The organism is Bacillus cereus group sp. BfR-BA-01309, from assembly GCF_022664315.1.
Taxonomy (GTDB): domain Bacteria; phylum Bacillota; class Bacilli; order Bacillales; family Bacillaceae_G; genus Bacillus_A; species Bacillus_A mobilis.
Genome location: NZ_JAKUHE010000005.1, coordinates 70372 through 95694, shown reverse-complemented (window position 1 = coordinate 95694; position 25323 = coordinate 70372). Strand labels below are relative to the sequence as shown.

The window sequence follows — 25323 nt, the reverse complement described above, 5'->3', positions numbered from 1 at the left end:
TCTTGTTTTTTTTATGCTTCTGTCATAGTTGTAGGTTTTGTTGCACCGTTTATTTCTAATTCTTTTATTAATGTTCGGTAATCTGAAATGCATATTTTTCCTTCAAGATACCAATGTCTCGCAAAGTCTAATAATTCATTTACATTCTCTGTGTAATACCCCTTTTTTTGAGAAAACGCTTGTTTTAAATCCCCTAATACCATGTTGATTCCTCCCCCATGAGAATCTTCTTCTTCATTATCATAGCATGGAAGGGTTTTCTTTTTTAATTTTTTAAAAATTTAAACTTCCGACAAAAATAGACAGATACTCCGTCACACAAATTATTTTACAAGTACATATTATATATGTAGAAACTTATGTGAAGGAGGAGAGAATGCATGTTTCAACAATCTAACGTATATCAGCAATCTAATCCATATGCACAGCAAAATATGTACCAATATAATACGGATACATATTTACGGTATAATATGTATCCTTTCGAGCCTCATTATGGAAATCAAAATTATTACCAGCCATTTGAAGTGTCGTTTATGAATCAAACGCCGCAATCACAACAGCAGCCCTATGTGAATCAAGCTCAACAACCACAACAGCAGCCCTATGTGAATCAAACGCAACAACCACAACAGCAGTCTTATGTAAATCAGGCTCAACAACCTCAGCAACCATATATGAATCAACAGCAGCCTTATATGGATCCGCAATATTATATGCCGCCACCATCTCCCTATGCGAATCAGCAAGCGATGTTTTATCCACCAAAACAGCCGTACCCGACGCAGAATAAACAAAAACAACAACAGCAGCCGAGTCAATTTTCTAGTTTTGTTTCTCAATTTAAAACATCAGATGGTAACTATGATGTAAATAAAATGATGAATACAGCTGGACAAATGATGAATGCGATGAATCAAGTGACAGGTATTGTAAAGCAAGTTGGAGGTTTTTTTGGTAAGTAATTTTGAAGGATTGTCTATAAAAAACATTGTATAGGAAGTGGGGACTAGACAAATTTCCTTGTAATAAATGGGTATATATAACAAGCGGCTTAACCTCCTTTCTCATATTGTAAAGTGTAATCAGATTTTTTTTATGAGAGAGGAGAGAAAAAACTATGCATCATTGTCATCCTTGCTTTGGAGGGCATAAGCCTACAGGACCTATTTGTACAACTGCTCCTGTTATTCATCCGACGAAACAATGCGTAACACATTCTTTTTCAACAACGGTGGTGCCACACATTTTCCCGACGCATACAACACATGTACACCATCAACAAATTAAAAACCAAAACTTCTTCCCGCAAACAAACTCGAATGTAAATGTTGTAGACCCAATCGATCCAGGATTCGGCGGCGGATGTGGACCATGTGGTCATGGACATCATGGACATCACGTATCTCCATTTGGTCCAGGACCAAATGTATCTCCGTTTGGACCGAACGTATCACCATTCGGACCGAATATTGGACCAAACGTATCACCATTCGGTCCAAATATTGGACCAAACGTTGGTGGAATGTTTAAAAAGTAAATGATATGTTAGAACTAGCGAAAAGCTAGTTCTTTTTTTGTAATTGGAGTGTTGATATGAAAGTTATTGCTATAACGGGATATAAGCCATTTGAACTTGGTATATTTAAAAATGATCATCCAGGAGTGGAATGTATAAAAAAAGCATTGCACCGAAAATTAACTACTTTTGTAGAAGAAGGTTTGGAATGGGTGATAATAAGTGGGCAGTTAGGGGTTGAATTATGGGCTGCTGAAGTTGTTTTTGACATTCAAGTAGAATATCCAGATTTAAAATTAGCGGTATTTACTCCGTTTTTAGAACAGGAAGAAGGCTGGAAGGAAGATAACCGTGAATATTACGAATATATTCTCTCTCAAGCAGACCATATTGATAGTATTACGAAACGGAAGTACGAAAGCCCAGAGCAATTTAAATTAAAAAATCAGTTTTTTATTGAAAAAAGTGATGCACTTTTAGCTGTATATGATGAAGAAAAACCAGGGAGTCCTAAATATATTGTAGAGGCAGCAAAGAAAAAAGGAGAAATAGAAAATTATCACAGTTATTTTATTCTTTTTTCCGATTTACAAGATATAATAGAAGAGGAACAGTGGAATAATGCTGAGTAATATGTAATATAGTACTCGTATATATGATTGACAAAAGGCATTGTTTCTGAAAAAATTTAGGTAATGAAAGTTTTGGCAAAAATTTGAGGTGAAGAAAATGATTTCGGATAAAATTAAATTAACGGCGAAAGATATTTTAGAAAAAGAATTTAAAACAGGCATGAGAGGTTATCAACAAGAAGAAGTAGACAAGTTTCTTGATATGATCATTAAAGACTATGAAGCTTTCCACAAGGAGTTTGACCAATTAAAGCAACAAAATGCTCGTTTAAAGCGTGAATTAGAGGAACAAAAACTAGTAGCAACGCAAGTGCCACAACAACCAGTTGTACAAACACCAGTTGCACAACCGGTTTATAACAACACGAATACGGACATTTTAAAACGTCTATCTAATTTAGAAAAAGCTGTGTTTGGAAGTAAGTTATACGAATAATTTCTAGTGGTAAAAAGGTTAAAGCATTTTACATAGAAAAAAACATTGCAAAATCTTTTTGTTTCCACTATACTAATGGATGTCATAACGTTTGGGTAATCGCTGCAACGCCAACGTTGTAGAGGAAAGTCCATGCTCGCACGGCCTGAGATGGCTGTAGTGTTCGTGCCTAGCCAATTCATAAGCTAGGGTATTCTGGCTGTAAGGCTGGTTTAACGGCAGGGAAAAAACCTAAGTCCTTTCGGATATGGTTTGACTACCTTTAAAGTGCCACAGTGACGAAGTCCTTGAAGAAATGATAGGAGTGGAACGAGGTAAACCCCACGAGCGAGAAACCCAAATAATGGTAGGGGAATCTTTTCCAAGGAAATGAACGATGGGAAAGGACAGGTTGTATAACCTGTAGATAGATGATTGCCACCGGAGTACGAGGCGTGGGCCGTTTGCAGTACAAAGGAACAGAACATGGCTTACAGAACGTTATGAACCAACTATGAAATAACTCAGCTCTCCTTTGTTAGAGGAGGGCTTTTTATTTGTATGAAGTTATAAATTATGAGTTAAAATGGTTAATGAGAAAAATTTTCGTAAAATGTAATGATTAATAGGACAAATTGCTATTAATTATTGTTTGACTATACATAAGAGGTGAATGCAAATGGGAAAAGTTACTTTAATTGCAACAGCGGCAATGGGTATTGAAGCATTAGTTGCCCGAGAAGTTCGTGATCTTGGTTATGAATGCCAAGTGGAAAACAGCAAAGTAACATTTGAAGCAGATGAAAAGGCGATTTGTCGCACGAACTTATGGTTACGTACTGCGGACCGTGTGAAAATTAAAGTTGGCGAATTCAAAGCGACAACATTTGATGAGCTGTTTGAAAAAACGAAAGCATTAAACTGGGGAGATTATATTCCAGAGAACGGAGAGTTCCCAGTAATTGGTAAATCATTAAAATCTGAGTTGTTCAGTGTTTCGGATTGCCAACGTATCGTTAAAAAAGCTGTCGTTGAAAAATTAAAAACAACATATAAACGTACAACTTGGTTTGAAGAAGATGGTCCGTTATTCCGTATTGAAATCGCAATGCTCAAGGATATTGCAACATTAACAATTGATGCAAGTGGTGTTGGACTTCATAAACGTGGATACCGTATGGATCAAGGGGAAGCGCCATTAAAAGAAACATTGGCTGCGTCTTTAATTAAGTTAACAAATTGGAAGCCAGATCGTCCTTTCGTGGATCCTTTCTGTGGATCAGGTACAATTCCGATTGAAGCAGCATTAATTGGACAAAACATCGCACCAGGATTTAACCGTGGTTTCGCATCAGATGAGTGGGGCTGGGTTGGTAAACAAAACTGGCGTGAAGCTCGTCAAGAAGCTGAAGATTTAGCGAATTACAATCAACCACTTCAAATCATTGGATCAGATATCGATCATCGTATGATCCGAGTTGCTCAAGATAATGCTGAAGAAGTAGGTTTAGGTGATTTAATCACATTTAAACAAATGCAAGTAAAAGATTTCACGACAAAAGAGGATTATGGTTATGTTGTAACGAATCCTCCATACGGAGAACGTTTAAGTGAAAAAGCACTCGTTGAACAATTGTACAAAGAAATGGGACAAGTATTCCGCCCATTAGACACATGGTCAGCGTATGTGTTAACAAGTTACGAAGCGTTTGAAAAGTGTTACGGAAAAGATGCATCGAAGAAACGTAAACTGTTTAACGGATTTATCCGTACAGATTACTACCAATACTTCGGAAAACGTCCACCGCGTAATTCATAGTATAAAACTCCTCCAGCACGCATATACTGGCTATTATGTAGTGCGTAAAGGAGGAAGTGGTATGGATAGTTTCCAATTATCAATGATTCAAAAAGCTATTCACCGTACGTATGACGAGCTCGGAAAAGAAGTGGATAGTCAAGGTGTGATTGTAGATGAAATACAAAAAGCACAAGAAGAATATTTGTCAGCTCTTTCACATGAAACAGCGATTGATAAACGGTATTTAAAGTCATTAATATAGAAGAAAATTTTCCTTTTTCGAAAGGAAAATTTTTTTTCGTGTATTTCTATGTATGGCAACAGGGGAAAGTGGCTGCACACATATGAGTAGCAGTTGCTATATCTTTTTATAGAAAAACTTTTTGGTTGGAGGCTAAGGATGTTTACTGAGAAGAGATTACCATTTGAAGTAGGGAAACAAGATAATTTTTATGATAAGTTGAATGAGTGGATTGGAGATGTGTTTTACGACATCCTTCCGGAAAAAGGTTTTGAAGAGCGTGATGAACAAATTTTTATGGCGTTTCAATTAGAACGTGCTTTCCAAGAAAAGAAGGTAATGTTCGCAGAAGCGGGTGTAGGAACAGGGAAAACGATTGTATATCTTCTATATGCAATTTGCTATGCACGTTATACTGGAAAACCAGCTATTATCGCTTGTGCTGATGAAACTTTAATTGAGCAGCTTGTGAAAGAAGAAGGGGACATTGCTAAGTTATCTGAAGCATTAGGACTATCTGTTGATGTTAGACTTGCGAAATCAATGGATAATTATTTATGTTTACGTAAACTTGAAGATGTTATGAGTGGACGAGCTCCAGAAGTAATTGAAGATGTATACTACGAATTACCGCAGTTTGTATTCGACCATGGTACGATGCAAAACTTTACTCACTACGGTGACAGAAAAGAATTTCCGCTTTTAAATGATGAGGAATGGTCAAAAGTAAATTGGGATTACTTCCAAGATTGCTTCACTTGTGATTCTCGTCATCGTTGTGGTCAAACTCTTTCTCGTGAACATTATCGTAAAGCGGCAGATTTAATTATTTGTTCTCAAGATTTCTACATGGATCATATTTGGACGTACGATGCACGTAAACGTGAAGGGCAAATTCCGTTATTACCAGAAAGTAGCTGTGTTGTATTCGATGAAGGACATCTTGTAGAATATGCAGCTCAAAAAGCTTTAACGTATCGTTTAAAGCAAACGATGATGGAGCAACTTTTAACGAGATTGTTGCAAAACGATATTCGTGAAGAGTTTGCACATTTAGTAGAAGAAACAATTTGGCAAACAGAGCGATTCTTTGATGTGTTACAAGAAAATAAAAAAGAAATTGCCGGTTCTGAGCGTTTAGAAATTACTGTGACAGAAAAAGTAACTGCTGAAGCGAAGCGACTTTATGCGAAAATTGGTGAAGTCGGCGATGCATTAGTATTTGAAAGTGAAATGCATACAGTAAACACGTATGACCTAAATATCGTTGATGAACATTTAGATGTATTAGAACATTCACTTCGTCTGTTCATGCATGAGAAAAATGTAATTACATGGGGTGAAGAAGGTGATGGAGCCTTCACGTTAGTGATTATGCCACGTGCAGTTGAAGAAGTATTACAAGAGAAAGTATTCTCGAAGAAAATCCCGTATATTTTCTCTTCTGCTACATTATCTAATAACGATTCATTCGCATTTACAGCAAATAGCCTAGGGGTAAAAGATTACTTATCATTCTCAGTTGCTTCACCGTTTGATTATGAGGAGCAAATGGCAGTAAACTTACTATCGCATACGAAAGAAAATGAATGGGAAAGAAAGTGTCAATATACACTTGAAAATATACAGAAAACAAATGGACGTACACTTGTATTATTCCGTACAACACAAGAACTTGCAGCGTTTAAAGAATATGTAAGTAAAGAACAAATGTCCGTTCCGTTCTTATATGAAGGGGATCAAGAAATTAGTCAGCTCGTTTCTCGTTTCCAAAATGAAGAAGAGACTGTACTTTGCGCCGTTCATTTATGGGAAGGTTTAGATATTCCTGGTTCATCATTATCACATGTTATCATTTGGTCATTACCATTCCCTCCAAACGATCCTGTGTTTGAAGCGAAGCGTAAACATGTAAATGATCCATTCTGGGATGTAGATGTACCGTATATGATTTTACGTCTTCGTCAAGGGATTGGACGTTTAATTCGTACAAGCGACGATAAAGGTGCTATATCAATCTTCTTATCTGATACAGAAGATGAGAAAGTGATAGAAGCGGTGAAAAACGTACTACCAGTAGAAGGTAAAGAATTATAAGGAGAAAGCTTGGCGCTTGCCAAGCTTTTTTTCTATTATAAAAGGAATTTAGATTTCCATGTCGAATTAAGTTTGAGGTAGAAAAGGGAGGTTTTATACGATGACAGTAGCTACATATGAAGTAGAAAAACAATTTTTAACATATGTGAAGAAGATACAAAATTACGGAGAAGCATTAAGCTTAATGTTTTGGGACTTAAGAACAGGTGCGCCTAAAAAAGGTGTAGACCAGCGTTCAGAAGTAATTGGTATGCTTTCATCGGAAGTATTTGTAATGTCGACTTCAGATGAGATGGGGAACTATTTAACAGAACTTGAAGCTTTAATACGTGAAGATAAACTTTCTGAAACGACGAAGAAAATGGTTGAAGAATGTCGTAAAGAATATGATAGAAATAAAAAAATTCCACAAGCGGAATATGAAGCGTATGTGAAATTAGAAGCGAAAGCGGAAAGTGTGTGGGAAGAGGCTCGCGAAAAATCTGATTTCGAAATGTTCCGTCCGTATTTAGAACAAATAGTTGAATATAAAAAGAAATTCATTACATATTGGGGTTACGAAACATATAAATATAATACATTATTAGATATGTATGAGCCAGGTATTACAGTAGAAGTGTTAGATCATGTATTTGGTCAGCTTCGTGAGCGTATCGTTCCGCTCGTAAAAGAAATATCGGAGTCACAAAAGAGACTAAAGACAAGTGCTTTATCAGAACATTTTTCAAAAGAAAAACAAAAAAACTTTACATTAGAGCTATTAAAGCAATTGAATTATGACTTTGAAGCAGGTCGTCTTGATGAAACGGTACATCCATTCGAGATTACATTAAATAGAGGGGATGTTCGTATTACGACACGCTATGACGAAAAAGATTTCCGTATGGCTGTGTTTGGAACAATTCATGAATGTGGTCATGCTGTATATGAACAAAATATTTCAGAAAAATTTGAAGGTACACCGCTATGTAGTGGAACATCTATGGGTATTCATGAGTCACAATCATTATTCTTTGAGAACTTTATCGGTCGTAATAAATCATTCTGGAAGAAAAATTATGATTTATTAAAAGAGTATAGTGATGGCCAATTCAATGATATATCAGTAGACGAGTTTTATGATGCGATTAACGAATCGAAGCCATCATTCATTCGTATAGAAGCAGATGAGCTTACGTATCCGCTTCACGTTATGGTTCGTTATGAACTTGAGAAAGAATTATTTGATGGTACTTTACAAGTGAAGGATTTGCCAGCGGCTTGGAATGATAAGATGGAAGCATATTTAGGCATTCGTCCGGAAAACAATGCGCAAGGTGTATTGCAAGATGTTCACTGGGCTGGTGGTTCATTTGGATACTTCCCATCTTATGCGCTTGGTTATATGTATGCAGCACAGTTTAAGCAAAGAATGTTAAAAGACATTCCGAACTTTGATGCATTATTAGAAGAAGGAAACGTAACGCCAATTCGTGAATGGTTAACAGAAAATATTCACCAATACGGTAAAACGAAAAAGCCACTTGAAATTTTAAAAGATGTGACAGGTGAAGGGTTAAATGCAAACTACTTAGCGGATTATTTAGAAGCGAAGTATAAAGAAATTTATGAGTTATAAAAAAGAGCTGCTTAATTGCAGCTCTTTTTTTAAAGGGGGAGAAGAATGATGTATACATATACAGTAATGACGCAAGAAGAAGCAGAAGAAATTGCATATAACTGGCATTATGAAGGGAAATATTCTTTTTACAATATAGAGGCAGATGAAGAAGATTTAGCTGAGTTTTTACATGATGAGAGTAGAGGAGATCATACATTTTCTGTGAAGGAAAATGGCGCTTTAATTGGTTTTTTAACTGTTTGTAAAATAAATGATGGAGCGGTTGATATAGGTCTTGGAATGAAACCTGATATAACTGGAAATGGATTAGGATTACAGTTCATAAACGCTGGACTAGCTTTTAGTAAAGAAAAATACGGATGCAATTATATAACGTTATCAGTAGCGACATTTAATGAGAGAGCAATCAAAGTGTATAAAAGAGCAGGATTTGAAGCAGTTGGTACGTTTGTTCAGAAGACGAATGGCAGTTGTTTTGAGTTTTTGAGAATGAGTTATATATGTAAAAATAACTAAAAAACAGAGGGGATTTTCAGTTTTTTATTTTGCCTTAAAAATATATGATACATATTTTTGCACGTGTTGTAATTGGGAGTTTTGAAATTTTGACAGAGGATGTGTATGATTGAACTTTAGTAGCAAATAGTAGTTTAGCAAGGAGAGGTAGCGTGGTTACAATTAAAACGAAAAATGAAATAGATTTGATGCACGAATCTGGGAAATTACTTGCTTCATGTCATAGGGAAATTGCGAAAATGATGAAACCAGGTATTACGACCAAAGAAATTGATATGTTTGTTGAAACATATTTAGAAAAGCATGGTGCAATATCTCAGCAGAAAGGTTACAACGGGTATCCATATGCGATATGTGCATCTGTAAACGATGAAATGTGTCATGGGTTTCCGGCCGATATTCCTTTAACTGAGGGTGATGTTGTAACAATTGACATGGTAGTAAACTTAAATGGTGGTCTTTCAGATTCTGCTTGGACGTATAGAGTTGGAAAAGTTTCTGATGAAGCAGAAAGGTTATTAGTAGTAGCTGAGAATGCTTTGTATAAAGGGATTGACCAGGCAGTAATCGGTAATCATGTAGGGGACATTGGCTATGCAATTGAAAATTATGTAGCAAGTGAAGGCTTTTCTGTTGCCAGAGACTTTACAGGACATGGGATCGGTAAAGAGATTCATGAAGAACCAGCAATTTTTCATTTTGGTAAACAAGGACAAGGACCCGAGCTACAAGAAGGAATGGTAATTACAATTGAGCCCATTGTAAATGTAGGTATGCGCTATTCTAAAGTAGATTTAAATGGATGGACTGCAAGAACGATGGACAGTAAATTATCAGCTCAATATGAGCATACAATTGCGATTACGAAAGATGGTCCAATCATTTTAACGAAGCTTTAATAAGAAATGTAAGAGTTTGCAAAAATCGAACGAAAATATTGTTTTTATAAAATTTGTACGTGTTTTTTTTAATAAATGCTTTCCAAAATGTAAAAAGTGCGTTATAATCCTTCTATAAAATAAATAGTTAGCTACACTCATATAATCGCGGGGATATGGCCTGCAAGTTTCTACCGAAGTACCGTAAATACTTTGACTATGAGTGAGGACGAATATATTGCTTGTTTAGCATTCTTTTTTGCGAAACTCCAAAAGCGCGTCTCTCACTTGTAACGAGTGGTGGCGGCTTTTGGAGTTTTTTATTGCATAAGAGGGGGAACAAACATGAAAGTATTACAAGAAAAGATTTTGAACGAAGGAAAGGTTTTATCTGGTGACGTATTAAAGGTAGATGCATTTTTAAATCATCAAATTGACCCAGTACTTATGCAAGAGATCGGAAAAGAATTTGCTAAACGTTTTAAAGAAGAGAACATTACAAAAATCGTGACGATTGAATCTTCAGGCATTGCACCAGCAGTTATGGCTGCATTAGAGCTTGGTGTAAAAGTAATCTTTGCAAGAAAACGTAAATCGTTAACGTTACAAGATAATATGTACGTTGCAAACGTATACTCATTTACGAAGCAAGAAACGAATGAAATTTCATTATCTCGAAATCATATCGATGAAACTGATCGCGTTTTAATTATCGATGACTTTTTAGCAAACGGTCAGGCTGCTTTAGGTTTAATGAGTTTAGTAGAGCAAGCAGGAGCAAGTATTGCAGGTATTGGTATTGTTATTGAAAAAGCATTTCAAGATGGAGGAAAGAAGCTGCGTGAACAAGGAGTTCGTGTTGAGTCACTAGCAGAAATTGCATCACTTGATAACGGCACAGTTACATTTGTACAGCATGAAACTGCGGAGGTGAAATAAGCGATGAAGCAACATCCATTTAAAATCGCATCGCTTGGTATGCAGCATATGCTTGCTATGTATGCTGGTGCAATTATCGTTCCGCTTATTGTGGGCGGTGGACTTGGTTTAAATCAAAAAGAGTTAACATATTTAGTCTCAATTGATTTATTAATGTGCGGCGTTGCGACAATTTTACAAGCATTATCAAATCGCTTTTTCGGTATTGGACTTCCAGTTGTGCTTGGTTGTACATTTACAGCGGTTGGGCCGATGATTGCAATCGGAAAACAATACGGCGTGTCTTCTATTTATGGAGCAATTATTGCTGCCGGGTTATTCGTTGTTATTTTTGCGAAATTATTTGGAAAGCTTGTAAAACTGTTTCCACCAGTTGTAACAGGGTCTGTCGTTACCGTAATTGGAGTTACACTTGTTCCAGCGGCAATTAATGATATGGCTGGAGGAGTGGGAAGCAAGGATTTCGGTAGTCTTGAAAATTTAGCATTAGCATTTGGTGTGTTACTATTTATCATCATTATGTATCGTTTCTTTGACGGATTTATCCGTTCGATCTCTATTCTACTAGGTCTATTGTTCGGCACAATTGTTGCAGCATTTATGGGGAAAGTAAGCTTGCAAGCGGTTGGAGAGGCTGATTGGTTCCATGGTATTCAGCCATTTTACTTCGGTACACCAACATTTGAATTGACGCCAATTATTACGATGATCTTAGTTGCTTGCGTAGGGATTGTAGAAGCAACAGGTGTTTACTTTGCATTATCTGATATTTGCAATAAAAAGATCGGTGAAAAAGAATTAACAAAAGGCTATCGCGCAGAAGGATTAGCGATGGTATTAGGTGGTATTTTCAACGCGTTTCCATATACAACATACTCTCAAAACGTAGGACTTGTTCAATTAACTGGAGTAAGAAATCGCGTTATTATTTATACTTGTGGTGGTATGTTAATCGTTCTTGGTTTCATTCCAAAAATCGCAGCTATTACAACTATTATCCCGAAATCAGTACTTGGCGGTGCAATGTTAGCAATGTTTGGTATGGTAATGGCATATGGTATTAAAATGTTAAGTAGTGTTGATTTTGGAAGACAAGAAAATTTATTAATCGTTGCATGCTCTGTAGGAATTGGACTTGGAGTTACAGTTGTTCCTACATTATTCTCGCAACTTCCAGAAAGTATTCGTATTTTAACAGATAACGGAATTGTACTTGGAAGTGCGTCAGCAGTACTTTTAAATATCGTATTTAATATGGTGCCGCAGCGTAAAGTGAAAGTAAAAGAAGAGCCAGTGTCGATGCAAAGTGCAGTAAGAGAAGCGTAAAAAAGCAAGGTCTCGTTATGAGACCTTGCTTTTCTTTTTAAGTGGCATCATTTTCCCGTACGTACCAAGACGCCAAATGTACTCAAGTGGCCCGTATTGGTAGCGTGATAGCCACCAGCGGCTAATAAAGATTTGTAACGTGTAGAAACCGACGCAGAATAGTGGTCCTATCCATAATGGAGCAAGATAATCATTTTTGAACAATAGTCCGAATACAAGTAACGTGACGATTGTATGTGAAATGTAGTTTGTTAACGCCATTCGACCAACGTATTGGAACGGACGTAATAATGTTTGCCATTTTTCTTTTTGTAATAAACGCATAAGCGTGACAATGTAGAAGATGAATAATGTTTTTCCACTTATCATCGTAATACCCATAAGTGAAAATGGTGTGTATGGTTGATTGTTCATAAAGAAATAAATCATAATAAACCACATCGGTAATGTTAAAATGAACATAATGATTTGCCATTTTCTAAGCTTTGGATCTAATTCTTTAGCACGGCGGAAAATGTCTTTTTTACCAGCATATAATCCTAGTAAAAACAATCCTAGTGTTTCAGGGAGCATAATAAGGCTGTTACTTATTGCTTCAGAATAGAAAGAATGGAATCTGTCTGTAATTTGTAAGCTCCAATTTTCTAACGGCATAATTGCGGTGGAAAGACCTAGTTCATCTACCGGCACTAATAGCATGAGAAGAGAACCTAATAATGTGAACAATTGCATGAAACTTAATAGTACAATTGACCATATTAAAATAGTACGTGGGTTGCTCTTATAAAATAAAAATAAGAAAAATCCAGCGATTGCATAACTATGTAAAATGTCTCCGTCCCATAAAAGAACGTAATGTAAGAAACCGAATAATAATAAAATAAGTAAGCGACGAACAAATAAAGTTTTTGGTCGATCTGTTTTCGCTTCAGCGCGAGTCATAAAAATGTAAAAGCCTAGGCCGAATAAAAACGAAAAGATAGTATAAAACTTCGTTTGAATAAACATATCGTAAAATAGGCGAATGTAGCTGTCTATCCCTTCGTAAATCCCTGAAATATCACGTGAGTCAATCCCGGCGATAACAGGCCAGTTTACAAGAAAAATACCTAATACAGCTATTCCTCTAATAATATCGATGGAGTGTATCCTCTCGCCTTGTCCAATATTTTGTGTCATTATTTTCCTCCTTGTTAAGTAATTCCCTTTTATTATACAAAATGTAAGGTGGAGGGTATAGGGTAGATTTCCATTTTTTTTAACTATTAAGTTATGTAAGATGAGATATAATAAGAGTGCACAACAAGTTTTAACCTTCTTCAAAACAGGCAGTAAAGCTCCTTCTTATAAGGGGCTTTCTTTATGAAAAGTGTTGATAATGATTCTCTTTAATGATAAAATGTATTTAAAAGTGATAATCATTATCAAAAAAGGTTGGTGCATGAGTATGGTATATGCATTAGTAGCAGGTACAGTCGCTGTATATGCAGTTATTGCAAAGTATGTTTTAAATGGAGTAGGAACAGCAAAATGAGTGATATGACATAAAATCCCTTTCATTTCTAAAAAGAATGAAAGGGATTTTTTATTTTTAATGAGAATATGCTGAAAATTTAGTATGATAGTAAAGTGAAACGGTAATCAATGGGTAGGTGTAACTCTCACTGATTACGAGCTCGCAAATAGCGGGGAAAAGTATATACATCTTGGATAAAGGGGAACAAGGGGATGACAAACATAGTACAGACAAACGGTATGAAAAAACTTGTTTGTTTTTATGAAGAGTGGCAAAAACACGGCGATGCAGAGAATAGTTTAAAGTTGTTTGAGGTGATTCAAAAATATAAGCAAGAGCAGCTTATGATAGCGTTCTGCGGTCACTTCTCTGCAGGGAAATCAACGATGATGAATCATCTATATAAAGCGCAGTTGTTACCGACAAGTCCAATTCCGACAAGCGCTAACGTTGTCAAAATTGAAAAAGGGATGGATCGTGTTGTCGTAACGGTTAAATCTGGAGAACAGTACGAGTATGACGGTGCATATTCAGCTGAAGAATTAAAACAAATTTGTAAAGACGGTGATGAGGTAATTGGTGTTCACATTTATCGGAATGATGCGCCAATTCCTGAGGGTGTGATGTTAGTTGATACACCAGGGATTGATTCAACAGATGATGCCCACCAACTAGCGACAGAATCAACGCTGCATCTAGCAGACGTAATTTTTTATATGATGGATTATAATCACGTCCAATCAGAAGTGAATTTACAATTTGTTAAAGAATTGAAACAACGTAATAAAACGGTTTATCTCGTTGTAAATCAAATAGATAAACATAAAGAAAATGAATTATCATTTGAGGATTATAAAGATAGTGTAAAACAATCGTTCTCTAACTGGGATATTGAAGTAGATGGAGTGTATTATACTTCATTACGAATGATGAACCATACACATAATGAAATTGGAAGCTTAGAAACATTAATTACTTCTATTATGAAAGAAAAAGAGCAGTATGTAAGAGATGGAATGGAGCGAGAAACAGAATATTTAATGGGAGAACATTTCTCGTTTATTCTTTCTGAAAATGAAAAAGCTCTTTTGAAATATGAGGAAGAGTTAGCATCACCGCTTTCTATTTCAGAGATAGTGGAAAAGAAAGAAGAGCTAACGGAAACTAAACATCGCGAGGCTAGTAAAGAATCTCATGTGAGAAACGAATTTATAAAAGGCTTACAAGCTATATTAGATAACGCGTATTTAATGCCATTTGAAATGAGAGAATTGGCAAATACGTATTTAGAAACGAAGTTAACTAAGTTTAAGGTCGGTTTGCTATTTGCGAAAGGAAAGACGGAGCAAGAAAAACAGAGACGTTTAGATGCTTTTTATTCTGCCTTACAAAAGATTGTTGAAACGCAACTTGATTTCCATGTGAAAGAATTTATTGTTACCTTCTTAAAAGAAGAAGGATTGTTTACAGAGGAAATTGGGAAAGACATATATGCTTTAGAAATAGCTTTCGGACCAGAAATGTTAGCTGAAGTCATTAAACAAGGAGCAGGTTTCACAGGTGATTACTTACTTCTTTATACAGCGGATGTAGCGAATGAACTGAAGAAACGTTATTTTACAAAAGCACAGCAAATTTTTGATAAAAGTGCAGTTGTTTTAAAGCAAAAAGTGAAGGAAGAAGTTACTCGTATTGAAGAAGAGATAGAAAAATATACGATGTTGCAAACGGCAAAAGAAACGAAATTGCAATACAGTAACAATTTAGAGACATATGAAAGTTATTTACAAAATGTTTGGCACGAGCATGTTGCTACACCAGAAGGATTGCAAATAGAGGAGATATTGCAAAGCAAAACACAAATCGTTAGTGAGAAATTCACACTACAAGAACAGGAAAGTGTAAACAGTAACGTAATGGCCCGTGAGGAAGAGATAAAAGGAACGGCAGCTTTAAATATTCAGCGTATATTAGAGAAAGTGAAGAAAGCTGAAACGATATTAGAGCCATTGCCAGCGCTGAAACACGTACAACAAGAGGTAATAGAAAAAAGGCGTCGTGTGGAAACGAAACAATTTACAGTAGCGTTATTCGGAGCTTTTAGTGCTGGGAAATCATCATTTGCCAATGCATTGCTTGGTGAGAAGGTGCTTCCTGTGTCACCAAATCCGACGACGGCAACGATCAATCAAATTTTGCCAGTTACAGAGGAAAAACCACATGGAACAGTAATCGTTCAATTTAAATCAAAGCAAGCTCTATTAGAAGATATGAAAGCTGTTTATAAGCTTTTTCATTATGAGATTACTACGTTAGATGAAGCGTTAGCACAAATTGATAAAATTATGAAATACCCTTCACCAACTGGGAAGCAAAAAACAACATTTAGCTTTTTACGAGCGGTACAAAAAGGGTATGATACGGTTTCTGCTCATTTAGGAGAGCAAGTACAAGTTACATTAGAAGAGTTTTCTGATTATGTAGCGAATGAAGAAAAATCATGTTTTGTTGAGTACATGGAGCTGTATTATGATTGTGCTTTAACAAGGCAAGGAGTAGCGCTTGTAGACACACCGGGAGCGGATTCTATTAACGCCCGCCATACGGACGTTGCGTTCCAGTATATTAAAAACGCGGATGCTATTTTATTTGTAACGTATTATAATCATGTGTTCTCTCGTGCTGACCGTGAATTCTTAATCCAGCTTGGTCGTGTAAAGGATACGTTTGCTCTTGATAAAATGTTCTTCTTAATTAATGCGGCCGATTTAGCAGAGTCTGAAGAAGAACTTGAAATGGTAAAAGGGTATATCGCAGATCAGCTACTGCAATACGGTATTAGAAATCCACGTTTATTCGCAATTTCAAGTTTATGTGCGCTTGAAGAGAAACAAGGAAAGAATATTGAAAAAGAAAAGTACGGTATTTTACAAAACTCTGGGATTGCGAAGTTCGAGGAATCATTTACATCCTTTATGATGAGAGATTTAATGCTCGTATCTGTTCATGCTTTATATGGTGCATTGCAAGGAGCAGATCAGCTTTTAGTAAATATGATAAATGGTGCAAAGCAGGGGAATGAAGAGAAAGAGAAGCAAACGAAAAAATATGAAGCAGAGCGTGATCAACTACTTCATATTATTTCATCATATAGTGTGCTTGCTGAAGAGCAGGCGATGCAAAATGAAGTGAAAGAATTGCTGTATTACGTGCAACAGCGTCTATTCCTACGCTATAACGATGTGTTTACTGAATTTATTAATCCAGCATCTCTTCGAACGGATGGAAATGTGAAAGTACAGTTGCAACAGTGTGTTATGGAATTAGTAGCATTTATTCAGCATGATTTATTACAAGAAATGCGTGCGACATCATTACGTCTTGAAAAATGGATAGATGAAGCGATGAAACGTGCAAAGAACGAAATTGTGGTGAACTGTAAAGTAGAAAATGAATCAATTTCTATGAGTGGAACAGTGGATTATGAATATAAAGATATTACACATAAAGAACCGTTCCCATCAGTTGAAATAAAAGATTTCAAAAAAGCATTGGCACATTTTAAAAATGAAAAAAGCTTTTTTGAAAAAAATGATAAAGCTTTCATGCAAGAAGAGGCTAAAGTTGTATTAGAGCCTTTCGTATCAAACTATGTAGCTGATGAAAAAGATTTATTTGTTCATCATTATGAGCAAGAATGGGATATGAAATGGAACTTATTCCAAAAAGTGATGCAGCAAGATGTGATGAACTACTATGAAAGTATATTATTTGCATTGGCTGAAACGATTGATGTATCACTATATGAACAAAGTAAAGAACAATTGCAAAAGCAGTTAGTGGAGATTGAAAAAGAAATTTATGTGATCTAGTCGTTATGAGAAAAAGATGCGCTCAATTTTCTTTTGCAGTACTGTATCTAAAGATTTGACAAACCCAGCAAATTCATCGGTAGAAATCATATGAGTAAGAACGAGGCGTCTGCCGTCTGGTGTTTCACCGCATAAGACGAATGAAGAAAATTCATATGTTTTGTTTTCTACTACTAATTTTGGATAGGAATACGTGTCGCTTTTCTTCTTCTTTCCATCAATGGAGATGACGTTGCATTTTTTCTCATTGTTGTCCATGGTGAATCCCTCCTTTCTATTACTTATGGTAGACAAGGAGGGATTAGAACAATAGAGAAAGGGGAATTTTTTATGAGTGTAGTAATAGAGTATATTTCGAAAGAAGCTATACCGAAACCTTTATTATTGCTTGCTGATCCAAGTGAGCGGCAAATTGATGCATATGTACAAAGAGGCTTAACATATGTAGCTAAGCAAGAGGAGAGAGTTATCGGTGTATATGTTCTTTTGGAAACAAGGCCGAAGACAATGGAAATTATGAATATTGCGGTTGTAGAGCATTTGCAAGGAAAAGGGATTGGGAAGAAGCTAGTAAGTCATGCCATAGAAACTGCTAAAGGATATGGTATGTCAAAACTTGAAGTTGGTACAGGCAATTCTAGTGTTTCACAACTTGCTTTATATCAAAAATGTGGATTTCGTATTTTTTCTATTGATTTTGATTACTTTTCGAAGCATTATGAAGAAGAGATTATTGAAAATGGGATTGTATGCCGTGATATGATTCGGCTTGCAATGGAATTGAATCAGAACGTATAACTTATTTAGGGGGAAGAGAAGATGGAAGTACATAAAGCAATTACAGCACATTCTCGTAAACAAAATGAAAGTGTAAAAGCATGTTTACAATTAGATGCGCAGCGTGAAGCAGCGATTGAAGCAGCCGTATCTCTTGCGTCAAATGGGAAAGAGTTTTCGGTTGATGTCATTAATGTTGTAACAAAGCAAATTAATGCTCTTGCAAAAAATGGTGTTACCTTGCAGCGTAAATATGTTACAGAAGAAATGGTTATGGAGTATGTAAGTCGTTTGCAAGAGAAAGAAGGTCGTTAAAGATGATAGTTACAGTCGAATGGTTACGTGAGCATATAGAAGATGAGAATGTCCGTATAATCGATTGTCGTTTTGATTTAGCGAATCCTAATTGGGGTAGAGAAAAGTATGAGGAAGAACATATTCTCCATGCCTTATATTTTGATTTAAATTTAGATTTATCAAGTCCTGTAACAGAACATGGTGGTCGCCATCCATTGCCGAATATTGAGGAGTTTGCAGACAAGCTTTCGCAAGCTGGTATTGATGAACATACGACAGTAATTGCATATGACAGTCAAGCAGGTGCAAATGCTTCTCGTCTCTGGTGGTTATTAAACTATGTAGGACATGAGAAAGTATATATATTAGATGGCGGATTTCCAGCTTGGAAAGAGAATGGACTACCGGTAACAACGGAAATTCCTGTTGCTAAACGGAAAGCATTCAAAGCAAATGTACAAGATCATATGCTTGTAACGATGGAAACGGTGAGAGAGAATATTCATGCAGGTGCAAATGTTACGTTAATTGATTCTAGAGAGCCAAAACGGTATGCTGGTGTAGAGGAACTTGTGGATCCAAAAGCGGGACATATTCCAACAGCAGTAAACTATTTTTGGAAGGATGGAATTGTCCAATCAGGACAATTTAAGAATGAAGCTGAGCAACAAGAACGATTCCAAAATCTTTCGAAAGATAAGGAAACAATTGTATATTGTGGTTCTGGCGTTACAGCATGTCCAAATATTCTTGCATTGAAATTAGCTGGATTCCAAAATGTTAAATTGTATGCAGGTAGCTGGAGTGATTGGATTTCTTACCCAGAAAATCAAATTGCAAAAGAAGAAGATTAATCACTTGCATGCAAAAATAATTTGTATTAAAATAAGGTCACAAGCAAGAAATTGCTCGAAAAACTTTGTATTTTACACATTGGAAACAATGTGATAATATAACGACAAGTAAATAATACATCCTGCGGTGTACGTAACTTATTTATGTCTAAAACCGATGTTAGTTATACGGAAGCTCAATATTTAGCGACCATCATCAAGCCTTCCTAGTGGAGGAAGATGTACGGTAACTGTGAGGGCATCCACCTGCGAGTAGCGGGTTTTTGGACATTTACGAGGAGCGGCACGTGCGGGGGTCTTATTTCAACTAACATTATATAAAATTCCTACGGTGTACGTAGCTTATGTATGTCTTAAACCAATAAGTTTAATATGGAAGTTCAATATTTAAATGTAGCTAACATGCCATCTTTTTAAGAAGGAAGTTACAAACATTTGTGAGAGCATCCACCTGTGAGAGCAGGTTTATGGACATCTAGAGAGAACGGCATATGTGGGGCTAAATAAAAACCTTACGTTTTATACGTAAGGTTTTTTTGTTGCATACATATATTCATGTTATCCCGCTTTAATGGGCAGTAAGACCCCCACCTCAAAATACAGCGAAAGCAAAGAAGTTAGGTGGGGGTCGGGCTGCCCATTAAAGTCCGATTGGTGAGGGCTGATTAAAGTTTCACTTTATCTCGATTCACCTGTGAAATTTCCATAATAAATATAGCACTTTCTGTCTTCATCAATCTCTCTTGAATCTAAAGTGAACTCCATATGCGTGCAGTCACGCTTAATATATATAATATCTGAATGAAGAGATGGCAAAATTTCTTCATAGTTCCATACATCTTTACTTTCAATCAAGTTTGAATTCGTATCCTTTAGCTCTCTAATTTCAAAACCGATGTGGAAGTAAGTAGGATCTGAAGGATCGTTAGAAAAGGTTTCTTGCTGAATATATATAACTGCTGTTCCGTCTGGATCTACTGAAGTTGCAGTAACAACATATGTATTTTTATCTTTTATAAAATATTCACAAGTCATGCGTGCGATGATTTCAGAATTAGAAATATTTGCGTAGTTCCATAAAGCTGGATACCCTTTCGTTTCATCATTAAGTCGATATTCTAAGTGCATTTTATCCCTCTTCTTCCTTTTTCTTCTACTTTATCATGCCATCCTATATAATAGAAATAGAATTTAAAAAGGGGAGTGCGAAGGTGACAAAAACGAAATGGCTAGTAGGTGGTGTCGTAACGTCTTTAATGACTGGCACCTTATTTGGCTGCGCACAAGATCTTCCCTCAAAACCGAATGATACTAGTTGTTCAGATTGGGATTGGGATGATGAACTTGGGGTATGGCAGTGTGATGATAGTAGTTCAGGTTATCGTGGGCATTACTTCTATGGTGGAAGATACTATCAAAATAAATCCGCTTTTAAAAATTCATCGGCGTTTAAGTCGTATCAATCGTCTGCGGAATTTAAAGGTGGAATTGGAAGTGGTTCAAAGGGTGGATTTGGGGGCTAACATATGTCGCAATACATAAGAGAACGAAAAGAGTTTTATTCGAAATATCCGAATTTCTGGTCGGATTTATATGAATGTGAGTATAGTTTGTTTCATGTTTTCTCTATAACAAATGAGACTATGAAACAATTACAAGTAGCGACTGAACGAATGGGGAAAATATTTTTTAAGACTGCTAGACTTTTGCGTAATTTAAGTGACGAACAGCTTCTTGAACTTGGATTTCCTCCAGCGAGCTTATCCTTCATTAGAATGAAAGGATTATATCCTGAATCTGTTATTTCGCGTTTTGATTTCGTTTTATCAGGTGATAACCGAATTAAAATGCTTGAGTTTAATAGTGATACACCAACTTTTATTATGGAATGCTTTCAAATGAATGGAAAAGTTTGTGAAAAAATAGGCTATGATGATCCGAACATGGGGCAAGAACGGTTACTATCTTCTGGTGTTACAAAAGCTGTTATGGAAGCAATAAAGGGAATAGATAACCCAAATGTTGTTTTTACAGCACATCATGAACATATTGAGGATTGGAATACGATTATGTATTTGAGTCAGTTATGCCATGTTGAAAATAAAGTAGTGCCAATGTCAGAACTTAGAATTACAAAAGATGCTTTAGTGGATAGCGATGGAGTACAGATTGATGTTTTATATCGCCAAACATATCCGATAGAAGATTTAATTGAGGACCAAGATCCTGAAACAGGAGATTTGGTAGGTGTGGAACTGTTGCAACTTGTAAAAGAAGGGAAGCTTTTTATTGTTAATCCAATATCGGCATTTTTACTTCAGCCAAAATCAATTCAGTGTCTAATTTGGGGGCTAGCAGAAGAAGATGCTTTTTATACAAATGAGGAACAACAGTGGATTAAAGAATATATGTTACCTACATATTTAGAACCAGATTTATTTTTAGGAAAAAGTTCTTTTGTTCAAAAACCTTCATTTGGTAGAGAAGGGGACACAATTACCGTTCGCGATAAGGACGAAAATATTATGATGCAAAATGTACACCAAACGTATAAAGCGTCACTGCCAATATTTCAAAAGTATACAGAACTTCCAGTCGTATCCTTGGAAACAGAGAAAGGGATGGAGCAACTGTCGTATGTGTTTGGTTCGTTTTTAATTGCTGGAAAAGCGAGTAGTATCGGCATTCGTGCTGGGGAAAAAATTACGGGGAATGAATCGTACTATTTACCGGTAGGGATAAAAAGGAGGAAAGTATATGATTAATTTTTTATTATATTTAGCAGTAACACTTGGACTTTTATGTATTGGTCTTTTCCTTATGGAAGTGACAACGAAAGTAAAAGAATTTAAGTTAATGGCTCAAGGAAATAAGGCGGTAAGCTATGTACTTGGAGGGCGATTACTTGGGTTAGCTATTGTTTTATATTCGACAGCAGCTAATTCCATTTCACTTCTTGATATGGTTTCGTGGGGAGCAGTTGGTATTTTGGCTCAAATTATTGTTTATTATTTAGCTGAATGGCTTACACCAAGCTTTAATATAAACAAAAGTCTTGAAGAAGATAATCAAGCAGTCGGTCTGTTTCTTATGTTTTTATCGCTTTCCATTGGGATTGTAATTGCAGGTTGTATAACTTATTAAAAACTTTACGTTCAAACGTAAAGTTTTTAATTTTTATATATGTTAGTTTGCCATACCTTTTGAAAAAATTGTAGGCTACTGTTGACATCTATTTTAAATAAGAGTAACATTTTCTATGTAATAAAAAATAAGTCTCTGTTAGGTGAGGCTCCTGTATAGAGAAATGCTACTGCCCAAAAATGTCGAGAGACGCCAATGGGTCAACAGGAATGATCGAATTAAGGTTTTTCTTAACGTAGCTGGTAATGTACCTATGCTATACAGTGCTAAAACTCGGCGAGGGAGAGGTCCGTAGATTTCTAATTGTATTAGGAATCGTTTATTTGTGTATGTCATGACCTTTACTCTTTTCGGAGTAAGGGTCTTTTTGTTACAAAGCTATGAGTAATTTCATAGTATAAACTATAAAATTAAACGAGGAGGTGAGGAGCATGTCAAATTCTGACTCGGTTCCGTTACCCATATACTTCAAATCAAAAATATATGATGTAGGCAGGAAACGACTTGTTCCTCCCTCTATATTTATCATAATGTAGCGTTTATATGCATGTTTAAGCGCTAGACACTGTTACGGTAAAGTGGATAAATTGAGAAACAAAGCGTTTCTTCCTATGTTGTACAGGAGGAGACGATAATATGTTATATGCAAACAAAACTGTGGGTAACACGTCATATAAATTACGTAAAAAATCAATGAAAGAACAAACAATGCTTCAAAAAAATAAAGATTTATTAATTGAAATCGCAACGAGAGATGTAAAATCTGTATTTGCATATTTTAAAACAACAAGAGATGGATTATCTATGAAAGAGGCACAAAAACGTATTCAAGTATACGGCCGAAATGAATTAACTTCAAAAAGAGCGCGTATTGCGGAAGTAATGATGAAGCTAAGTGGAATGATTCCAGGTTTTTCAAAACAACATGTGCGTGATGGATCACAATGTGAGAAAATTACTGTGTCTCGAGTAGAATGTTCTAGTGTAACAGGGTTAAACGGTGAATTAAAAATGATGAATTTGCCAGTACAAGAGCTTGTTCCTGGTGATATGATTTTTCTTTCAGAAGGTGATATAGTACCAGCAGATGTACGTATCATTTACGCGAATGATTTATTAGTAAATGAATCTGTGCTAACAGGAAAAGATACAAATATTGAGAAATTTGAAAGCTGCTATCACCTTGAGCGCAAAAGATTTATTCCTTTAAAACGAATGAAAGACTATAATCCACTTGAACTTGAAAATGTATGTTTCAAAGGGACGTATATTGTTGGCGGAAATGCAAAGGCTGTAGTTGTTTCGACTGGGAAAAATACGTATTCAGGAATTCTTCATACTTGTTGTAGTAGAATGTCTTAATGTGTAAATGATGCTAAATATACAAAAACAATGTATAATAGACAAAGTTGAAAAAACGTAGAATGGTAATCTATTTATATAACCTTACGTGATGACGTGGGGTTATTATTTTTTGTAGTAGGAGAGGGATTATGAAAAAAGTATTATTAGTTGATGGTATGGCACTACTATTTCGTGCTTTTTACGCAACAAGTGTCTACGGACAATTTATGAAACGACAAGATGGTACCCCTACAAACGGGATTCATGGTTATATGAAACATTTATTAACAGCTATGCAAGCAATTGAACCGACACATATCGTAACATGCTGGGATATGGGTAGTACGACATTTAGAACAGAATCGTTCTCAAATTATAAAGCGAATCGTGCAGCGCCGCCTGAAGAATTAATTCCACAATTTGACTTAGTTCAAGAAATGACTGCGAAATTGTCTATTCCAGTTATCGGTATGAAAGGGTATGAAGCGGATGATTGTATCGGTACGCTTGCAAAACAATACTGTAATGAAGCGGAAGTTTATATATTAACAGGTGATACGGATTTACTTCAGCTTGTTGATCAGAACGTTACAGTTATGCTCTTACGAAAAGGAATTGGAAATTACGAATACTACACACCAGAGAAGATTATGGAAGAAAAAGGCGTAGAACCGTGGCAAATCGTGCATGCGAAAGCGTTCATGGGAGATACGAGTGATAATTACCCAGGTGTAAAAGGTATCGGCGAAAAGACAGCGTATAAACTGATTCAAGAGCACGGAACAGTAGCAACTGTACTAGAAAATGTAACAACATTAACAAAAGCGCAGCGTACAAAGATTGAAAGTGATTTAGAGAACTTAAATATTTCATTACAATTAGCGCAAATTCATTGTGAAGTTCCAATTTCATGTTCATTAGAAGAAGGATTACACACAATGGATGAAGAAAAACTTAGATTCGTTTGTGAAGAAATGAATTGGGGAAGACCTGAAATATTAATCAATATGCTATAAATACTAGAAAGACCGATTATAAGTAAAATGAATCGGTCTTTCTTTTTTTTGCGTGTTCACAAAGTTGTCAGAAAATAAACGGAATTTTCATATGAAGTTCAAATAGAATTCACAACAATCAATTATTATAAGGGCAACCAGATAATACTTTATCTTTTATCCCACTTTAATGGGCAGTAAGACCCCCACCTCAAAATTCAGCGACAGCAAAGAAGTTAGGTGGGGATCAACTGCCCATAAAAGTCCGATTGGTTCAACTAATAATCAGTGGGGGATGAAGAAAATCCCGACTGATTAAAGTTTCACTTTATATAAACCATCCCCCAAGGAGGAAAATGAAAATGAGAAAAAAAGTGAGAAAATCTTTTAAACAATTATTAATTGAAAATAAACAATCACTATTAAATAATAAAGAAAATATGAAAGAAATTGAAGAAAGAATTGAGAAACGACATGTGGCATACAGAGTTGCTAGTAATTGAGTATGATAATTTTGTATATGAAAAAAGCTTGTAGTT

At 35.8% G+C, this 25323-nt stretch carries 26 protein-coding genes, 3 other RNA genes and 2 riboswitches; of the genes, 25 read left to right on the top strand and 4 right to left on the bottom strand.

Going from position 1 to position 25323, the window contains the following annotated elements; translation table 11 throughout:
- Positions 1-11 precede the first annotated feature (11 nt).
- On the bottom strand, positions 12-203 hold the full coding sequence (locus MR115_RS11445) for a YppF family protein (protein WP_000242661.1): 192 nt from the start codon (positions 201-203) through the stop codon (positions 12-14).
- A 177-nt stretch (positions 204-380) separates the two neighbouring features.
- Here MR115_RS11445 and MR115_RS11440 point away from each other — a divergent pair, with 177 nt between their 5' ends.
- From MR115_RS11440 to pbuX, 13 genes are all read left to right on the top strand, one after another.
- Entirely contained in the window at positions 381-965 is a 585-nt protein-coding gene (locus tag MR115_RS11440) for a YppG family protein (protein ID WP_242241300.1), read from the top strand.
- Between the two features lie 155 nt (positions 966-1120).
- The gene (locus MR115_RS11435; RefSeq protein ID WP_016109667.1) at positions 1121-1540 is read left to right on the top strand and encodes a spore coat protein; all 420 of its coding nucleotides are present in this window, start codon (positions 1121-1123) and stop codon (positions 1538-1540) included.
- Between the two features lie 56 nt (positions 1541-1596).
- The gene (locus MR115_RS11430; protein WP_242241298.1) at positions 1597-2151 is read left to right on the top strand and encodes an SLOG family protein; all 555 of its coding nucleotides are present in this window, start codon (positions 1597-1599) and stop codon (positions 2149-2151) included.
- Positions 2152-2248: 97 nt separating this feature from the next.
- Positions 2249-2587, top strand: a complete 339-nt coding sequence (gene gpsB / locus MR115_RS11425; protein ID WP_000622425.1) for a cell division regulator GpsB — start codon at positions 2249-2251, stop codon at positions 2585-2587.
- A gap of 87 nt (positions 2588-2674) precedes the next feature.
- Positions 2675-3065: RNase P RNA component class B (gene rnpB, locus MR115_RS11420), an RNA gene on the top strand.
- A gap of 180 nt (positions 3066-3245) precedes the next feature.
- Positions 3246-4385 carry a THUMP domain-containing class I SAM-dependent RNA methyltransferase gene (locus MR115_RS11415; RefSeq protein ID WP_000521229.1) on the top strand — a complete coding sequence of 380 codons (1140 nt, stop codon included), beginning with the start codon at positions 3246-3248 and terminating at the stop codon, positions 4383-4385.
- Positions 4386-4446: 61 nt separating this feature from the next.
- Positions 4447-4629, top strand: coding sequence for a DUF3921 domain-containing protein (locus MR115_RS11410; protein ID WP_000376898.1), 183 nt, complete (start codon positions 4447-4449; stop codon positions 4627-4629).
- 138 nt (positions 4630-4767) lie between these two features.
- Entirely contained in the window at positions 4768-6705 is a 1938-nt protein-coding gene (locus tag MR115_RS11405) for an ATP-dependent DNA helicase (protein WP_097817813.1), read from the top strand.
- A 100-nt stretch (positions 6706-6805) separates the two neighbouring features.
- A complete protein-coding gene (gene ypwA, locus MR115_RS11400) occupies positions 6806-8323 on the top strand; it encodes a carboxypeptidase (RefSeq protein ID WP_098597658.1) in 1518 nt (505 codons plus the stop codon).
- A gap of 45 nt (positions 8324-8368) precedes the next feature.
- A complete protein-coding gene (locus tag MR115_RS11395) occupies positions 8369-8842 on the top strand; it encodes a GNAT family N-acetyltransferase (protein ID WP_242241296.1) in 474 nt (157 codons plus the stop codon).
- 152 nt (positions 8843-8994) lie between these two features.
- Entirely contained in the window at positions 8995-9741 is a 747-nt protein-coding gene (locus tag MR115_RS11390; protein WP_242241294.1) for a type I methionyl aminopeptidase, read from the top strand.
- Positions 9742-9858: 117 nt separating this feature from the next.
- Positions 9859-9960, top strand: a riboswitch (purine riboswitch).
- Positions 9961-10065: 105 nt separating this feature from the next.
- The gene (locus tag MR115_RS11385; RefSeq protein WP_000866491.1) at positions 10066-10659 is read left to right on the top strand and encodes a xanthine phosphoribosyltransferase; all 594 of its coding nucleotides are present in this window, start codon (positions 10066-10068) and stop codon (positions 10657-10659) included.
- 3 nt (positions 10660-10662) lie between these two features.
- Positions 10663-11985: a xanthine permease PbuX gene (pbuX, locus tag MR115_RS11380; RefSeq protein WP_000809227.1), complete on the top strand. Its 1323-nt coding sequence runs from the start codon at positions 10663-10665 to the stop codon at positions 11983-11985.
- A 15-nt stretch (positions 11986-12000) separates the two neighbouring features.
- On the opposite strand, the gene MR115_RS11375 is transcribed toward pbuX, so the two are convergent.
- A complete protein-coding gene (locus MR115_RS11375; protein ID WP_242241292.1) occupies positions 12001-13164 on the bottom strand; it encodes a DUF418 domain-containing protein in 1164 nt (387 codons plus the stop codon).
- Between the two features lie 549 nt (positions 13165-13713).
- On the opposite strand from MR115_RS11375, the gene MR115_RS11370 reads away from it, so the two are divergent.
- The gene (locus MR115_RS11370; RefSeq protein WP_242241290.1) at positions 13714-17373 is read left to right on the top strand and encodes a dynamin family protein; all 3660 of its coding nucleotides are present in this window, start codon (positions 13714-13716) and stop codon (positions 17371-17373) included.
- A gap of 3 nt (positions 17374-17376) precedes the next feature.
- On the opposite strand, the gene MR115_RS11365 is transcribed toward MR115_RS11370, so the two are convergent.
- The gene (locus tag MR115_RS11365; protein WP_000369740.1) at positions 17377-17631 is read right to left on the bottom strand and encodes a DUF3931 domain-containing protein; all 255 of its coding nucleotides are present in this window, start codon (positions 17629-17631) and stop codon (positions 17377-17379) included.
- Between the two features lie 72 nt (positions 17632-17703).
- Here MR115_RS11365 and MR115_RS11360 point away from each other — a divergent pair, with 72 nt between their 5' ends.
- The 5 genes from MR115_RS11360 to ssrS (MR115_RS11340) all read left to right on the top strand — a co-directional run bounded on the left by MR115_RS11360 (position 17704) and on the right by ssrS (MR115_RS11340) (position 19805).
- Complete coding sequence (locus MR115_RS11360; protein ID WP_097817807.1) at positions 17704-18171, top strand: GNAT family N-acetyltransferase; 468 nt, start codon at positions 17704-17706, stop codon at positions 18169-18171.
- A gap of 21 nt (positions 18172-18192) precedes the next feature.
- Positions 18193-18465 (top strand): YpbS family protein, encoded by a 273-nt coding sequence (locus MR115_RS11355; protein ID WP_016088583.1) that lies wholly within the window; start codon positions 18193-18195, stop codon positions 18463-18465.
- A gap of 2 nt (positions 18466-18467) precedes the next feature.
- Complete coding sequence (locus tag MR115_RS11350) at positions 18468-19301, top strand: sulfurtransferase (RefSeq protein WP_097817806.1); 834 nt, start codon at positions 18468-18470, stop codon at positions 19299-19301.
- Between the two features lie 116 nt (positions 19302-19417).
- A non-coding RNA gene (ssrS, locus tag MR115_RS11345) (6S RNA) lies at positions 19418-19600 on the top strand.
- Between the two features lie 21 nt (positions 19601-19621).
- Positions 19622-19805: non-coding RNA, 6S RNA (gene ssrS / locus MR115_RS11340), on the top strand.
- 174 nt (positions 19806-19979) lie between these two features.
- Here the strand turns inward: ssrS (MR115_RS11340) and MR115_RS11335 are convergent.
- Positions 19980-20429, bottom strand: a complete 450-nt coding sequence (locus MR115_RS11335) for a hypothetical protein (protein ID WP_242241287.1) — start codon at positions 20427-20429, stop codon at positions 19980-19982.
- 83 nt (positions 20430-20512) lie between these two features.
- Between MR115_RS11335 and MR115_RS11330 the strand changes: the two genes are divergently transcribed.
- From MR115_RS11330 to MR115_RS11305, 6 genes are all read left to right on the top strand, one after another.
- Positions 20513-20824, top strand: a complete 312-nt coding sequence (locus MR115_RS11330; protein WP_063263216.1) for a hypothetical protein — start codon at positions 20513-20515, stop codon at positions 20822-20824.
- 3 nt (positions 20825-20827) lie between these two features.
- A complete protein-coding gene (locus MR115_RS11325; protein ID WP_098585652.1) occupies positions 20828-22066 on the top strand; it encodes a glutathionylspermidine synthase family protein in 1239 nt (412 codons plus the stop codon).
- Positions 22059-22445 carry a DUF350 domain-containing protein gene (locus tag MR115_RS11320; RefSeq protein WP_242241285.1) on the top strand — a complete coding sequence of 129 codons (387 nt, stop codon included), beginning with the start codon at positions 22059-22061 and terminating at the stop codon, positions 22443-22445. The genes MR115_RS11325 and MR115_RS11320 overlap by 8 nt, the downstream gene beginning before the upstream one ends.
- A 127-nt stretch (positions 22446-22572) precedes the next feature.
- A riboswitch (M-box (ykoK) riboswitch) is annotated at positions 22573-22738 on the top strand.
- Between the two features lie 343 nt (positions 22739-23081).
- Complete coding sequence (locus MR115_RS11315) at positions 23082-23807, top strand: P-type ATPase actuator domain-containing protein (protein ID WP_132131542.1); 726 nt, start codon at positions 23082-23084, stop codon at positions 23805-23807.
- Between the two features lie 131 nt (positions 23808-23938).
- On the top strand, positions 23939-24805 hold the full coding sequence (locus MR115_RS11310; RefSeq protein ID WP_097817802.1) for a 5'-3' exonuclease: 867 nt from the start codon (positions 23939-23941) through the stop codon (positions 24803-24805).
- Between the two features lie 341 nt (positions 24806-25146).
- Entirely contained in the window at positions 25147-25287 is a 141-nt protein-coding gene (locus MR115_RS11305; RefSeq protein ID WP_001228045.1) for an FbpB family small basic protein, read from the top strand.
- Positions 25288-25323 lie beyond the last annotated feature (36 nt).